Consider the following 13,245-nt stretch of genomic DNA (forward strand, 5'->3'; position numbering starts at 1 on the left):
GTCATGCGTATTCTGATCGCGAACGTCAACACCACCGAGGCGATTACCCACGCCATCGCCGAGCAGGCGCGCAGCGTCGCCGCCCCCGGCACCGAGATCATCGGCCTGACGCCCTGGTTCGGGGCCGAATCGGTGGAGGGGAACTTCGAGAGTTACCTGGCGGCGATTGCCGTGATGGACCGGGTCATGGCCTATGACGGGCCATACGATGCCGTGATCCAGGCCGGCTACGGCGAACATGGCCGCGAGGGCCTGCAGGAATTGCTCGATGTGCCGGTGGTGGACATCACCGACGCTGCCGCCAGCACGGCAATGTACCTGGGCCACGCGTACTCGGTGGTCACCACCCTGGACCGTACCGTGCCGCTGATCGAAGACCGTCTGAGGCTCTCGGGCCTGTATGAACGCTGCGCCTCGGTGCGGGCCAGCGGCCTGGCGGTGCTGGAGCTCGAAGAAGATCCGCAGCGCGCCGTCCAGGCCATTGTCGAGCAAGCGGAACGGGCAGTGCGCGACGACAAGGCCGAGGTCATCTGCCTGGGCTGCGGTGGCATGGCCGGCCTCGACGAGCAGATCCGTCAACGCACAGGCGTACCGGTGGTGGATGGCGTGAGCGCGGCGGTGACCATTGCCGAGTCATTGGTACGCCTGGGGCTCACTACCTCGAAAGTGCGCACCTACGCCACACCACGGGCCAAGAAAGTGGTGGGCTGGCCGATGATGTCAGGTCGCTGACAGCGGCTGCTGCCCGCTCAGCCACCGTGGCGGCGCCTCACGTCGGGCATTTGTGCGCGCCGCCGTCGAGACCTTGGCGCACGTTGCGGCTGAGCAGGCTGGCCTTGCCGTCGTGCCAGGTCAAGGTCAGGACGTAGAGGGTGTCGAAGTCGTCGCCGTTCCAATCCTCGGTGATGACCCGTTCATCGCCCAGGGCCTTGGCCGCTACGGTGTTGATCAACTCAGGCAGGTAGCCATGCGACCACGCCGTGTACACCGTCGCGTTGCGGTATTTCTCGCTGAGCAATTCGTCCGCCAGCGCGTCGGTGTCATTGGCACTGAAGTCGATATTGACCGGCAAGCCGAGGCGGATCGCACTCGGGCTGATGGTCATCAGTGGGCGAATGTAGCTGTAGCTTTGGTCGTCACTGCCTTCTTCGACGTGTCGCGAGGGGTTGGCGGCAAATACGTAATTGGCTTTGCCGAAGCGCTCGGGCAGTACGGTGGCCAGATCCAGCGCGCGGTTCAGGCCCTGGCAGTTCAATTGCCCAAGGCCCTCACCGGGCTTTTCGGCATGACGCAGAAATACCAGGGTCTGGGTCCCGTCGACGGGTTCGGCACGGCTTTCCAGCACCTCCAGCGTCAACGGCACGGCAGCGGCAACCAGCGCCATACCCAACAGCAAGGAACGGCGGCGGCGCCAGAAAGCAGATAACTTGGCGAGAGCGAAGGGTGATGGCAAGCGAGGCATTCCTGGCAAAAGTACGCTACTGAGAGTGACTTATGCGCGTTTTGTTCCCATGCACCGCCCGATCAGCCACGCACCTTCAGGCTCCCTCAATCATCGCGCGTCAGCACTTCCAGTAATTCGATCTCGAACGTCAGGTCCGAATGCGGCGGGATCTTTCCCACCGCGCGCTCACCGTAGCCAAGCTGCGCGGGCACTTGCAGCCGGCGCTTGCCGCCGACCCGCATGCCCTGCAAGCCCTGGTCCCAGCCCTTGATCACCCGCCCAGTGCCGATCACGCATTGAAAAGGCTTGCCCCGCGACCAGGATGAGTCGAACTCACTGCCGTCGGCCAGCCAGCCGGTGTATTGGGTGGTAATCAAGGCGCCTTTGACGACGGCCTTGCCGTCGCCTTCGATCAGGTCGGTGATCTGCACTTCGCCGCTCATGGGATGCTCCAAGGTAAGAATCAAGGCCGCCCTTTTATCAGATAAACACCGTGCCACGCATGTACAACGCCGCGCGACCACTGATGATCACTCGCCCATTGCCCGGCACCTCGCAGTGCAGTTGGCCTTTGCGCGCCCCGCCCTGCTCGCAGGTCAACGCCTGCTTGCCCAGCCGCTGCGCCCACAGCGGCGCCAGCGACGTGTGGGCAGAGCCTGTGACTGGGTCTTCGTTGACGCCGACCCGTGGGCCAAACCAGCGGGTGACGAAATCGAAGCCTCGGCCTGGGGCGGTCACAGCGATGCCGCGCACATCGAACGCCGACAGCGCGGCGAAGTCAGGCGTGAGCGGATCGAGCAATGCCGGGTCATCGATCATCACGATGTAGTCGTCCGAGCGATACACCGCCCGCACTGCGGGCAACGCCAGGGCCTCGAGCAAACCGGCTGGCATTTCGACCGCCTGCGGTTGCTTGGCAGGGAAGTCCATGGCCAGCAGGCCATCCTGCGCGCGGCTCACGCGCAATTCGCCACTGCGGGTGTTGAAGCGCAACACCTGCGCTTGCTCGGCCAGCTGCTCGAACAAGACATAAGCCGCGGCCAGGGTGGCGTGGCCGCACAGATCGACCTCGACAGTGGGGGTGAACCAGCGCAAGTCGAAGCCATCACCATTGCGCACGAAATACGCGGTCTCGGACAGGTTGTTCTCTTCGGCGATACGCTGCAGCACGGCATCCGGTAACCAGCTTTGCAGGGCAATAACCGCTGCCGGGTTGCCACCGAAGGGCTCGGCACTGAAAGCATCGACCTGGAAAATTTCAAGTTGCATCAAACGCTCCTTGTGATCCGGCGAGGGCCGGCGACTGTCGAACAGATCATGGACGCACCGGGGTCAACACCGACTCACCGGCAAAGAAAGCCTGCAGATTGCGCAGCACCAGCTCCACGGTATCGCGCGCAGCTTCAGGCGACTGGCCCGCGACGTGTGGCGTGAGCACGGTGTTGCCCAGGACCTTGAGCGCATCGGGCACTGCCGGCTCGTCGTCGAAGACATCCAGCGCAGCGCCGGCCAGGCGCCCCTGTTGCAGGGCCGATACCAATGCCTGGGTATCCACCACGCTGGCCCGGGCAATGTTCACCAGGTATCCCTCGGCGCCGAGCGCATGCAGTACCTGCGCGTCCACCAAGTGGCGTGTCGCGGCACCGCCAGGCGTGGCAACGAGCAGAATGTCCACCGCGGCGGCCAACGCAACCGGGCTGTCGAACCAGGTATAAGGCAGTCCTTCGCGGGCAGTGCGGCTGTGGTAACTGATGGGCATGTCGAAGCCCAGGTTGGCGCGCTTGGCGATCGCCAGGCCAACCGCACCGAGCCCCAGAATGCCCAGGCGCTTACCGCTCACCGAGGGGCTGATGACCCGATTCCACTCGCCACGTCGCGTGCTGGCGTCGGCGCGGGGAATGTCGCGCAGCAGGGCCAGGAGCAACGCCAAGGCGTGATCGGCCACCGCTGCGGCATTGGCCCCCGCGCCATTGGTGACGGTAATGCCGCGAGCAGCGGCGGCGGCCAGATCGACCTGCTCGTAGCCTGCGCCGATCACGCAGATGATCTGCAGCGCGGGCAAGGCGGTGATTTCCGCTGCGCTCAAACCCAGCGGACCGCGCGTCAGTACGGCATCGATCGTGCCGGCATGGTGCTCAATGGCCTGGCTGCGCAGTTCTGGCGAGGGCGCACGGATCAGCCGGTAACCGGCCTGCTCAAGCAGAGGCAAGTAGGCGTCGACGGTTTCAACCAGAACCAGAATCGTTTTATGCATGCCGCCACCTTCGAGGATCGAAGCGGCATTATGCGGAGTGACCCGGCGGTACAGTCAAACGGAAAAACCAGGGCCAACTGTACTGTATGGGCAAACGGACACCCTTGCGGCGCCCGTGCCTCGATGTTCGGCGTTATTGCCCGAATGCGCGTCCCAAGCCGCCGGGCACGCCGCTGCTATCGGTATCCTGCCAAGGGCCCTCGGGGCTCACTGACCAGCTCCAGCCATTGTCATAGCGATAATAGGTGCGCTGGCGATAGAACACATTGGTCTTCTTCTCGAGCACATAGACACCCAGTTTAGGGTCCCAGTGGCTCGCGCCGCCGGGCGGTGGCGCGAAGCTGGCGGAGGTGCGTGGCATCGGTTTGGGCGCTGGCGCCGGCTTGTCCACCGGGGTCGAGGGCTGGCCGCCTGGCAAGGGCTTGACCGCAGGTCCGGTGCGCGGCGGCACCGTTTCGATAGGCGGCGATGGCTCACGCGGCGGGTGCGAGGTGCACGCGGACAAGCCCACGGCCAAGGCAATCAAGGTCAGGCGGACGGTGCTGTGCATGGCATTGCTCTCTTACTGGTCGGGGCTGTCGATGGTCAGCTGCTGGGTGGCCGTGGTGGTCGTGGCCACAGGCGCTCCCTGACCGATCCACTCGCCGTGCGTGGGCTGGCCGGCGCGGGAGACGCGTGCAACCAGTTGGACTTCGGCGAATTGAGACAGTTTCATCTGCGCCAGCATGGCATCGGCATCGGTCAACGCCACTTCGATGGGTAACTGCGCCACCGTCACTCGCCTGGCCGCCAGCGGCATGGGCGGGCCATTGCTGGCACGGGCGAAGATGAACACGCTGTCGTCCGGTTTCACCTTGTCCTTGAGCGCAGGCGCCAGCGCGACCTGTACGGTGAGGCGTACCGGCGCCGTGGCCTGGGAACCGCCATTACCCAAGCGCTGCGCGGCCCGGTCGATGCCGCCTTGCAGCGCCGCGCGCGAGGCGTCGCCTGCGGGCAGTTGCGCCAGCAGGCGGTTCCAGTAATCGATCGCTTCCTGGTATCGCTCGCCTTCGAACGCGGCGATACCTCGCAGGCCCAGGCTGGTGACTTCATTGGCATCGGCGCGCAGCGCTTCATCGGTCAGCGCCTGCAACTGCGGGCTCCACTGTTTGTCAGCGGCAAAATACAGCGCCTGGGCCCATTGCCCCAGCAGCTCGGGCTGGCGACCGGCCAATGCCACGGCGCGCTCGTAGGTGCGCGCGGCATCGGCCGGGCGCTGTTCGGCCATGTAGGCGCGGCCGAGGAAATACAGGCCTTCGGCCGAGTCAGGCTGAGCCTGCACGGCCCGCTCCAGGCGTGTGGTCATCTCCTCGAGGCTCTTGGGCGCGGCGGCGAACTCCTGCGTCAGCGCCACCTTGTCGGCAGCGCCAAAATGCACGTAAAGGCCCAGCGCTGCCAGCGGCACCAGCAGCGCGGCCAGCAGCGGCAGGGCCTTGCCCAGGTGGCCCTGGCGCGAAGGTTCGGCGTTTTCGGTGTCGGCCAGCAACTCGCGCGCCGCTTCGTCGCGCCCGCTGGCCAACTGCACCGGGTCGAGCACGCCTGCGGCCTGCTGCGCCGTCAACTCGGCGACCCGCTCCTGGTACAAGGCCACATTGAGCGCGGTACGGTCTTCTTCCTGCTGCTGGCGGCGGCCACGCAGGATCGGAATCAGCAAAAAACCAAGGGCGGCGAGCAGCAGCAGGCCCGCGCTAAGCCAGAATTCAGTCATGGGTAGGATCTTTTTCCAGCAGTTTGGCCAAACGTCGGCGTTCTTCGCCAGACAGCTCATCACGCACTTGCGCAGCCGCGCCACGGCGGCGGCGCACGATCACCGCCAGCACCACGAAGCCTGCGCCCAGAAGGATGCCGGGGCCGAACCAGAGCAACCAGGTACGGCCACTGAGCGCCGGTTTGTAGCGCACGAAATCACCGTAGCGGTCGACCATGAATTCGATGATCTGCTCATTGCTCTGGCCCTGACCGAGCATGCGGAAGATTTCCCGGCGTAGATCGGCGGCGATCGGTGCATTGGAGTCGGCGATGTCCTGGTTCTGGCACTTGGGGCAGCGCAACTCCTTGGTCAGTTGCTGATAGCGCTCGCGCTCGGCGTCATCACGAAACTGATAGGTGTCGATGGCCGCCTTGGCCACGCCAGCCAGGCTCATGCCGAGTACGGCGGCTGCCAGCCAGCGCCTCATGGTTGGGCCTCATCGACCAGGCCCTGGTACAACGGCGCCAGTTGTTCGCGCCAGACGCTGGCGTCGACCACGCCGACATGCTTGTAGCGGATCACGCCCTGGGCATCGATCAGGAAGGTTTCCGGTGCGCCATACACGCCCAGGTCCAGCCCCAGGCTGCCCTGCTCGTCGCGGATATCCAGCTGGTAAGGGTTGTGGAATTCAGCCAGCCATTTCTGCGCAGCGGCGTTGTCATCCTTGTAGTTGATGCCGTAGATCACCACACCCTGCTGGGCCAACTGGTTCAAGTACGGGTGCTCGACCTTGCACGACGGGCACCAGGTCGCCCAGACGTTGACCAGCGCCGGCTGGCCCTGCAGGTCGGCCTGGGTCAGCATCCGCTCGCCGTGGGTCGAGGCCAGCGAAAACGCCGGGAACGGCTTGCCGATCATCGCCGAGGGCAGCTCTTCGGGCTTGAGGAACAGCCCCTTGTAGAGAAACACCGCCATCAGCAGAAACAGCGCCAACGGCAGAATCATGATCCAACGCTTCATGCTGGCGCTCCAGACACGCCCAGGGCCTCACGCACCCGGGTCTTGACCTTGACGCGATAGCGTCGATCCAAGGCCGCCAGCAACCCGCCCAGGCCAGTCAGCAGACCGCCCAGCCAGATCCAGCGAACATAGGGCTTGATGTGCACGCGCACGGCCCAGGCACCGTTTTCCAGCGGCTCGCCCAATGCAACGTAGAGATCACGGGTGAAACCGGCATCGATCCCCGCTTCGGTCATCATCGACTGCTGCACGGTGTACAAACGTTTTTCCGGATGCAGAGTGGTCACGCCCCGCCCGTCTCGGGTCACCACAATGGTGCCTTTGTCGGAAATGAAGTTGGGCCCCTCGAAGTGCTTGGCCCCTTCGAAGAGGAAGCGGTACCCGCCCAACTCGACGCTCTCGCCGGGTGCCATGCGCAGGTCGCGCTCAGCGCTGTTGTTGCTCGACAGCACCACGCCCAAGGCGCACACCGCCAGGCCCAGGTGCGCCAGCTGCATGCCCCAGTAGCTGCGCGAAAGGCTGCGCAGGCCTTTGCCCAGGCCTTTGTGCCGAGTCTTGTCGAAAATATCGCGCAGACCCCCGAGCACCACCCAGGCGGCCAAGGCGAAGGCGCTCAAGGTCGGCCAGGCGAAATCATCGACGATCAGGCCGGCGACCGGCGCCAGTACGGCGCTGCCGATCAGTACCGGGGTCATCATGCCAAGCAGCCATTGGCCCGGCGTATCTTTCCAGCGCACCACCACGCCGAGGCTCAACACCACCATCAGCAGTGCCATCAGCGGCAGGAACAGGGCGTCGAAGTACGGTGGGCCGACTGACAGCTTGGCCCCGGTCAAGGCATCGAGCACCAAGGGATACAGGGTGCCGAGCAGGATCATCGAGGCCGCTACCACCAGCACCAGGTTATTGGCCAGCAGCAGCGTTTCCCGAGACCACAGGGCGAAGCCCACCTGGCTCTTGACCACCGGCGCGCGCAAGGCGAACAGCGTCAGCGAACCGCCGACGACGAACAGCAGGAAGATCAGGATGAACACACCACGGGCCGGGTCCGAGGCAAACGCATGCACCGAGGTCAGCACCCCGGAGCGCACCAGGAAGGTACCCAGCAGGCTCAGCGAAAAGGCGGCAATGGCCAGCAACACGGTCCAGCTCTTGAATACCCCGCGTTTTTCGGTGACCGCCAACGAGTGGATCAGCGCGGTGCCCACCAACCATGGCATGAACGAGGCGTTTTCCACCGGGTCCCAGAACCACCAGCCGCCCCAGCCCAACTCATAGTAGGCCCACCACGAGCCCAGGGTGATGCCCACCCCGAGAAAAGCCCAGGCGACGATGGTCCAGGGCCGCGACCAGCGCGCCCAGGCCGCATCCAGACGGCCGCCGAGCAACGCCGCGATGGCGAAGGCGAAGGCCACCGAAAAACCCACGTAACCCATGTACAGCATCGGCGGATGAACGATCAGGCCGAAGTCCTGCAGCAACGGGTTGAGGTCGCGCCCATCGGTGGGCACCTGCGGCAGCAGGCGCTGGAACGGGTTGGAGGTGATGATCAGGAAGCTCAGGAAGCCGACGCTGATCATGCCCATGACCGCCAGCACGCGCGCGAGCATGACCTGCGGCAGTTGCCGCGAAAACACCGAGACGGCGAAGGTCCAGCCGCCGAGGATCAAGGCCCAGAGCAGCAGCGAGCCTTCGTGCGCGCCCCACACTGCACTGAACTTGTAGTACCAGGGCAAGGCGCTATTGGAATTGCTGGCCACATAGGCGACCGAGAAATTGTCGGTCATGAAGGCGTGGGTCAGGCAGGCGAAGGCGAATGCGAGGAAGGCGAATTGGCCCCAGGCTGCCGGGCGCGCCAGGCTCATCCACAGGCTGTCGCCGCGCCAGGCGCCGACCAGCGGCAGGGTGGCCTGCACGCTGGCGAAGCAGATCGCCAGGATCATCGCCAACTGGCCCAGCTCAGGGATCACCAGGGCGGCATTCATGGCTGCACCTGCGCGCCGCTGGCTGCCTGGCCGCTTTCCTTGAGCGCTTTGGTCACCTCTGGCGGCATGTACTTTTCGTCGTGCTTGGCCAGCACCTCGTCGGCGACTACCACGCCTTGCGCATTGAGCTTGCCCAAGGCGACGATGCCCTGACCTTCACGGAACAGGTCGGGCAAGATGCCGCGGTAGGTGATCGGCACGGCCTTGTTGAAGTCGGTGACTACAAAGCGCACATCGAGCGAGTCGGAGGAACGCTGCACCGAGCCCTTTTCGACCATGCCGCCTGCGCGAATGCGCGTGTCCAGCGGTGCCTCGCCGTTGGCGATCTGCGTCGGGGTGTAAAACAGGTTGATGTTCTGTTGCAGGGCGCTCAAGGCGAAGGCAACGGCCACCGCGACCCCGGCCAGCAGGCCGAGGATCAGGAACAGGCGTTTCTTGCGCTGCGGTTTCACAGGTTGTTCTCCCGGCGCAGACGACGCGCCTCTTCTTGCAAGTAGCGACGCCGAGCGAGCCACGGAGCGGCAACGTTCAGCGCCAGGACCGCCAGGCAGATGCCGTAGGCCGACCAGACGTACAGGCCATGATGGCCCATGGCGAGAAACTCGCCGAAGGATGCGAAACTCATCGCGCGGCCCTCCGTTCCAGGCTGCTCGACACTTCGTCGCGCACCCAACTGGCGCGGGCCTCGCGCTTGAGCACTTCGAGGCGCATGCGCATCAGCAGCACGGCGCCGAAGAAGCAGTAGAAGCCGAGCGCCGTGCACAACAGTGGCAGCCACATTTCGGCAGGCATGGCCGGTTTCTCGGTCAGGCTGAAGGTGGCGCCCTGGTGCAGGGTGTTCCACCACTCCACCGAGTACTTGATGATCGGGATGTTGATCACCCCGACGATGGCCAGCACCGCACAGGCTTTACCCGCGCTGTCGCGATTGCTGATGGCCTGGCCCAGGGCGATGATGCCGAAGTACAGGAACAGCAAGATCAGCATCGACGTCAGCCGCGCGTCCCACACCCACCAGCTGCCCCAGGTCGGCTTGCCCCAGATTGCCCCGGTGACCAGCGCCAACGCGGTCATCCAGGCGCCGATCGGCGCTGCGCATTGCAAGGCGACGTCAGCCAGTTTCATTTTCCATACCAGGCCCACCACCCCGGCCAGGGCCATCAGCACATAGCAGGACTGGGCGAGCATCGCCGCTGGCACATGGATATAGATGATGCGAAAACTGTTGCCCTGCTGGTAGTCCTGCGGCGCGAAGCCAAGGCCCCAGACCACGCCGACCGCCAGCAGCAGCGCAGCAGCGAACGCCAGCCACGGCAGCAGGCGAGCGCTGATGGCGTAGAACCATTTCGGCGAACCCAGTTTGTGAAACCACGTCCAGCTAATTTTCATCAGGTACATCCGGTGTTAGCCGGGCTTGGGCCCGGGACTCGTTATTCGCCGACGCTGATCTTCAGGCCGGCGGCTATCGCAAAAGGTGCCAAGGTCACGGCCAAGGCCGTCAGGCTGGCCAGCCAGAGCAGGTGGCCGGTGGCTGGCATATTCTGCAACGCCGCCTGCAGCGCACCACTGCCCAGGATCAATACAGGGATATACAACGGCAGAATCAGCAACGCCAGCAGCAGACCACCGCGCTTGAGCCCGACCGTCAGTGCCGCGCCCACGGCGCCCAGCAGGCTCAGCACCGGAGTGCCGAGCAACAAAGAACCGAGCAGCACCGGCAGGCAATGGCTCGGCAGGCCCAGCATCAAGGCCAGCAGCGGCGCCAGCACGACCAGCGCCAGCCCGGAAAATACCCAGTGCGCCAAGACCTTGGCCAGCACCAGCAGCGCCAGCGGATGCGGTGAGAGCACCCACTGCTCCAGCGAACCGTCCTCGAAATCGCTGCGAAACAGGCCGTCCAGCGACAGCAGCACCGCCAGCAAGGCAGCCACCCAGACCAATCCCGGTGACAAGGTTTGCAACAATTGACTTTCCGGACCGACGGCCAGCGGAAACAGCGCCACCACGATGGCGAAGAATACCAGCGGGTTGGCCAGTTCTGCCGGACGGCGGAACAGCAAGCGCGCTTCGCGGCGCAGCAACAGAATGAATACGCTCATGCCGCCCATTGCCCCAGGTTCAGTTCACGGTAACCAGAAGGCTTGCGCGCAAGGCTGTGGTGGGTGGTCAAGACCACCGTCCCACCCTGCTCGCAATGGGTCGCCAGGTGCGCTTCGAGCTGCGCCACGCCCTGCTTGTCCAGGGCGGTGAACGGCTCGTCGAGAATCCACAGCGGTGGCCCCGGCAGATACAGGCGGGCCAAGGCCACGCGGCGCTGCTGGCCGGCCGACAGGGTATGGCAAGGCACGTCTTCGAAACCACGCAGGCCGATCGCCGCCAGTGCGGTCCAGATCGCCTCGCGGCTGGCTGGCTGGTGCAAGGCGCACAACCAGGCGAGGTTCTCTTCGGCGCTGAGCAGGTCCTTGATGCCTGCGGCATGGCCGATCCATAGCAGCAGGCTGGCCAGGGCCTGGCGTTGCTCGCCCAGCGCTCGACCATTGAGCAGGATTTGCCCGGCGGTCGGCTGCATCAGGCCCGCGAGCAAACGCAACAGGCTGGTCTTGCCGCTGCCGTTAGGGCCGCTGATCTGCAGCATGTCGCCAGGGCGCAGGGCGACATCGAGCTGCTCGAAGAGCAGGCGCCAGTCGCGCTCGCAGGCCAGGCCTACGGCTTGGAGGTGAAGGGTCACGGGTTCGCCTTATGTGCTCGGCAGCCACGCTGGCATGGCCAGCGCACTGCCAATGTCTCAAGTCACTCGCCACCCTGCCGTTATACTGGCCAGTGAGGAGCGGTCGGCATTATACATGCCTGCCCCGGCAAGCAAGCTGACCGGTACGACAGGTTGTATACAATCATGACTGAAATCAATAGTCTCAGCGCACAAACCGCTTTCAACAGCCAAGTCCTCAAGGCCCAGCTCAGTGGCCAGTTGCTGCAGTTGACCCAGGACCAGCCCGGTCTGCTCAAGCCCGGCGAAACCGCCCAGGCCCAAGTACTGGGCCTGCGCCAGACGGGCAGTACCTTCCAACTGTTGCTGCAGGTGGTGCAAGCCGACGGCAACCAGACCCACGTCCAAGCCAGCACCACCCAGCCGCTCGCCCCAGGCAGCCAGATCACCGTTACCCAGCCGCAGAGCAACAGCCTGGCATTGCTGGTGCCACAGGCCAATGCCAGCGCCATGGCAACCCTCACTCAGCTCGATACCAGCAAGATACCGCTGGGTAGCCTGCTGCAGGGCAAGGTACTGACCAATCAGGCGCTGCCTGCTGGGCCAGGCCAGGCGGCCGGCTATCGCGCCCTGGTGACGCTGCTCAACACTGCCCAGGCCGGCGCTACGCTCACGCTCGACAGCCCTCGCCCGCTTGCCGTGGGCAGCCTGCTCAGCGCCGTCGTGCAAGGTGACCAGGCGCTGCGCTTGGTACCCTTGAGTGGCCGTCAGGAGCAGCTGAACATCGCCCAGCACCTGCAGGCCCAGCAACACCGCCAGGCGTCGCTGCCGAGCCTGCTCAATGCCTTGCAGCAACTGGCCAGCCGCCCGAGCGTCGACGGGGCGCTGCGCGTCAGCGCCAGCAGCCTGCTGGCCAGCCTGCCGGACGCTCGACAATTGAGCGACAGCAAGCTGCTTGCCCAAGCCCTCGACAACAGTGGCGCCTTCCTCGAACCGAAGCTGCTCACAGGCCAAGCTGCGGGGATGGCCAGTGACCTCAAGACCCAGCTGTTGCGCCTGATGGCTCAGGCCACGGTCAGCGCGCCGGGCAACCCAGCGATCGCTGCGACGAGCCTGGCGCAAGCACTGCCGGTGATGGCCCGTAGTGCCCTGGGCATGCTCGAACGGGTCAGCCCCAAGACGCCGCCGGGCGCGTTTCCCATGCCCTCGCGGCTGCTGCACGCCCTGGAAGACGAAGGCGACGTACAGCAGCTGCTGCGCTTGGCCGCCGCCGCCATTTCGCGCTTGCAGAGCCATGCGCTGAGCAGCTTGCAGCAATCGGGCAGCTTGGAAAACGGCAACCTGCAGACCACCTGGCAAACCGAGATACCGGTACGTCACGGGCAAGACTTCATACCGTTGCAGGTCAAGCTGCAGCGCGAGGAGACCCCCGAACAACAGGCGCAACGCCAGCGCGATCCGGCCGATCCTGTGCAAGCGCTGTGGCGCATCGACCTGGCCTTCGACCTCGCGCCATTGGGGCCGCTGCAGGTTCAGGCGCAATTGAGCCAAGGTCGTTTGTCCGGGCAGCTATGGGCCGAGCACGAGCGCACGGCACGTTTGATCGACAGCCAGCTCGGCGCCCTGCGCGAACGGCTGCTGGCCCGCGGCCTGGATGTCGGCGACCTGGACTGCTACCAAGGCAGTCCGCCACAAGGACCGCAGACGCGGGTCGAACAGCGTTGGGTGGATGAAACAGCATGAACAGCAAAGCACCGCGCCAGGCCATCGCGCTCAATTACGACGGCCAGCAGGCGCCCACCGTGACCGCCAAGGGCGACGACGAACTGGCCGAAGCCATTCTGGCGCTGGCTCGGGAACATGAAGTCCCGATCTACGAGAACGCCGAACTGGTCGCCCTGCTGGCTCGCCTGGAGCTGGGCGAGCAGATTCCCGAAGCGTTGTACCTGAGCATCGCCGAGATCATCGCCTTCGCCTGGCAGCTGCGCGGCAAGGTCCCTGCAGGATTCGTCGACGAACCGCCGGGTGAGCGGGATATCACGCCCCATCCAGGCGTGCTGCTACCTGCGCCAAACCAGCGTTAATTAGCACCTGCCTGGCAGCTAG

At 65.0% G+C, this 13,245-nt stretch carries 17 protein-coding genes; 3 read left to right on the forward strand and 14 right to left on the reverse strand.

Going from position 1 to position 13,245, the window contains the following annotated elements; genetic code table 11:
- Positions 1–3 precede the first annotated feature (3 nt).
- Entirely contained in the window at positions 4–732 is a 729-nt protein-coding gene (locus FS665_RS13870; protein ID WP_145189226.1) for an aspartate/glutamate racemase family protein, read from the forward strand.
- A gap of 37 nt (positions 733–769) precedes the next feature.
- Here FS665_RS13870 and FS665_RS13875 read toward each other — a convergent pair whose 3' ends face one another.
- The 14 genes from FS665_RS13875 to ccmA form a co-directional block, all read right to left on the reverse strand.
- Complete coding sequence (locus FS665_RS13875; protein ID WP_256675095.1) at positions 770–1,384, reverse strand: histidine phosphatase family protein; 615 nt, start codon at positions 1,382–1,384, stop codon at positions 770–772.
- A 164-nt stretch (positions 1,385–1,548) separates the two neighbouring features.
- On the reverse strand, positions 1,549–1,887 hold the full coding sequence (locus FS665_RS13880) for an FKBP-type peptidyl-prolyl cis-trans isomerase (RefSeq protein ID WP_145189229.1): 339 nt from the start codon (positions 1,885–1,887) through the stop codon (positions 1,549–1,551).
- Positions 1,888–1,924: 37 nt separating this feature from the next.
- Positions 1,925–2,713 (reverse strand): PhzF family phenazine biosynthesis protein, encoded by a 789-nt coding sequence (locus FS665_RS13885; protein WP_145189232.1) that lies wholly within the window; start codon positions 2,711–2,713, stop codon positions 1,925–1,927.
- Positions 2,714–2,759: 46 nt separating this feature from the next.
- Positions 2,760–3,698, reverse strand: a complete 939-nt coding sequence (locus FS665_RS13890) for a 2-hydroxyacid dehydrogenase (RefSeq protein ID WP_145189236.1) — start codon at positions 3,696–3,698, stop codon at positions 2,760–2,762.
- Between the two features lie 133 nt (positions 3,699–3,831).
- Entirely contained in the window at positions 3,832–4,248 is a 417-nt protein-coding gene (locus tag FS665_RS13895) for a hypothetical protein (protein WP_145189239.1), read from the reverse strand.
- A 12-nt stretch (positions 4,249–4,260) separates the two neighbouring features.
- Positions 4,261–5,445 (reverse strand): c-type cytochrome biogenesis protein CcmI, encoded by a 1,185-nt coding sequence (gene ccmI / locus FS665_RS13900; RefSeq protein WP_145189242.1) that lies wholly within the window; start codon positions 5,443–5,445, stop codon positions 4,261–4,263.
- Positions 5,438–5,914, reverse strand: a complete 477-nt coding sequence (locus FS665_RS13905) for a cytochrome c-type biogenesis protein (protein ID WP_145189245.1) — start codon at positions 5,912–5,914, stop codon at positions 5,438–5,440. The genes ccmI and FS665_RS13905 overlap by 8 nt, the downstream gene beginning before the upstream one ends.
- Complete coding sequence (locus FS665_RS13910; protein WP_145189247.1) at positions 5,911–6,447, reverse strand: DsbE family thiol:disulfide interchange protein; 537 nt, start codon at positions 6,445–6,447, stop codon at positions 5,911–5,913. The genes FS665_RS13905 and FS665_RS13910 overlap by 4 nt, the downstream gene beginning before the upstream one ends.
- The gene (locus FS665_RS13915; protein ID WP_178108349.1) at positions 6,444–8,417 is read right to left on the reverse strand and encodes a heme lyase CcmF/NrfE family subunit; all 1,974 of its coding nucleotides are present in this window, start codon (positions 8,415–8,417) and stop codon (positions 6,444–6,446) included. The genes FS665_RS13910 and FS665_RS13915 overlap by 4 nt, the downstream gene beginning before the upstream one ends.
- Before the next feature lie 11 nt (positions 8,418–8,428).
- Positions 8,429–8,884 carry a cytochrome c maturation protein CcmE gene (ccmE, locus tag FS665_RS13920; RefSeq protein ID WP_145189252.1) on the reverse strand — a complete coding sequence of 152 codons (456 nt, stop codon included), beginning with the start codon at positions 8,882–8,884 and terminating at the stop codon, positions 8,429–8,431.
- Complete coding sequence (gene ccmD / locus FS665_RS13925) at positions 8,881–9,057, reverse strand: heme exporter protein CcmD (RefSeq protein WP_145189254.1); 177 nt, start codon at positions 9,055–9,057, stop codon at positions 8,881–8,883. The genes ccmE and ccmD overlap by 4 nt, the downstream gene beginning before the upstream one ends.
- The gene (locus tag FS665_RS13930) at positions 9,054–9,821 is read right to left on the reverse strand and encodes a heme ABC transporter permease (protein WP_145189257.1); all 768 of its coding nucleotides are present in this window, start codon (positions 9,819–9,821) and stop codon (positions 9,054–9,056) included. Before FS665_RS13930 ends, ccmD begins: the two co-directional genes overlap by 4 nt.
- Before the next feature lie 41 nt (positions 9,822–9,862).
- A complete protein-coding gene (gene ccmB, locus FS665_RS13935; protein WP_145189260.1) occupies positions 9,863–10,531 on the reverse strand; it encodes a heme exporter protein CcmB in 669 nt (222 codons plus the stop codon).
- Entirely contained in the window at positions 10,528–11,160 is a 633-nt protein-coding gene (gene ccmA, locus FS665_RS13940) for a cytochrome c biogenesis heme-transporting ATPase CcmA (protein ID WP_145189263.1), read from the reverse strand. The genes ccmB and ccmA overlap by 4 nt, the downstream gene beginning before the upstream one ends.
- 165 nt (positions 11,161–11,325) lie before the next feature.
- Here ccmA and FS665_RS13945 point away from each other — a divergent pair, with 165 nt between their 5' ends.
- Together FS665_RS13945 and FS665_RS13950 are read left to right on the forward strand one after the other, a co-directional pair.
- Positions 11,326–12,882, forward strand: coding sequence for a flagellar hook-length control protein FliK (locus tag FS665_RS13945; RefSeq protein ID WP_145189266.1), 1,557 nt, complete (start codon positions 11,326–11,328; stop codon positions 12,880–12,882).
- The gene (locus tag FS665_RS13950; protein WP_145189269.1) at positions 12,879–13,223 is read left to right on the forward strand and encodes an EscU/YscU/HrcU family type III secretion system export apparatus switch protein; all 345 of its coding nucleotides are present in this window, start codon (positions 12,879–12,881) and stop codon (positions 13,221–13,223) included. The genes FS665_RS13945 and FS665_RS13950 overlap by 4 nt, the downstream gene beginning before the upstream one ends.
- The last annotated feature ends 22 nt before the right edge of the window (positions 13,224–13,245 follow it).

Source organism: Pseudomonas sp. URMO17WK12:I11, assembly GCF_007677725.1.
Lineage (GTDB): Bacteria > Pseudomonadota > Gammaproteobacteria > Pseudomonadales > Pseudomonadaceae > Aquipseudomonas.

What these genes read in the sequence shown, in the direction of transcription:
- ccmI (WP_145189242.1), bottom strand. Translation starts at nt 5,445, where the DNA reads ATGACTGAATTCTGGCTTAGCGCGGGCCTGCTGCTGCTCGCCGCCCTT.
- FS665_RS13885 (WP_145189232.1), bottom strand. Translation starts at nt 2,713, where the DNA reads ATGCAACTTGAAATTTTCCAGGTCGATGCTTTCAGTGCCGAGCCCTTC.
- FS665_RS13905 (WP_145189245.1), bottom strand. Translation starts at nt 5,914, where the DNA reads ATGAGGCGCTGGCTGGCAGCCGCCGTACTCGGCATGAGCCTGGCTGGC.
- FS665_RS13945 (WP_145189266.1), top strand. Translation starts at nt 11,326, where the DNA reads ATGACTGAAATCAATAGTCTCAGCGCACAAACCGCTTTCAACAGCCAA.
- FS665_RS13950 (WP_145189269.1), top strand. Translation starts at nt 12,879, where the DNA reads ATGAACAGCAAAGCACCGCGCCAGGCCATCGCGCTCAATTACGACGGC.
- FS665_RS13895 (WP_145189239.1), bottom strand. Translation starts at nt 4,248, where the DNA reads ATGCACAGCACCGTCCGCCTGACCTTGATTGCCTTGGCCGTGGGCTTG.
- ccmD (WP_145189254.1), bottom strand. Translation starts at nt 9,057, where the DNA reads ATGAGTTTCGCATCCTTCGGCGAGTTTCTCGCCATGGGCCATCATGGC.
- FS665_RS13875 (WP_256675095.1), bottom strand. Translation starts at nt 1,384, where the DNA reads ATGGCGCTGGTTGCCGCTGCCGTGCCGTTGACGCTGGAGGTGCTGGAA.
- FS665_RS13910 (WP_145189247.1), bottom strand. Translation starts at nt 6,447, where the DNA reads ATGAAGCGTTGGATCATGATTCTGCCGTTGGCGCTGTTTCTGCTGATG.
- ccmB (WP_145189260.1), bottom strand. Translation starts at nt 10,531, where the DNA reads ATGAGCGTATTCATTCTGTTGCTGCGCCGCGAAGCGCGCTTGCTGTTC.
- FS665_RS13880 (WP_145189229.1), bottom strand. Translation starts at nt 1,887, where the DNA reads ATGAGCGGCGAAGTGCAGATCACCGACCTGATCGAAGGCGACGGCAAG.
- FS665_RS13930 (WP_145189257.1), bottom strand. Translation starts at nt 9,821, where the DNA reads ATGAAAATTAGCTGGACGTGGTTTCACAAACTGGGTTCGCCGAAATGG.
- FS665_RS13870 (WP_145189226.1), top strand. Translation starts at nt 4, where the DNA reads ATGCGTATTCTGATCGCGAACGTCAACACCACCGAGGCGATTACCCAC.
- FS665_RS13890 (WP_145189236.1), bottom strand. Translation starts at nt 3,698, where the DNA reads ATGCATAAAACGATTCTGGTTCTGGTTGAAACCGTCGACGCCTACTTG.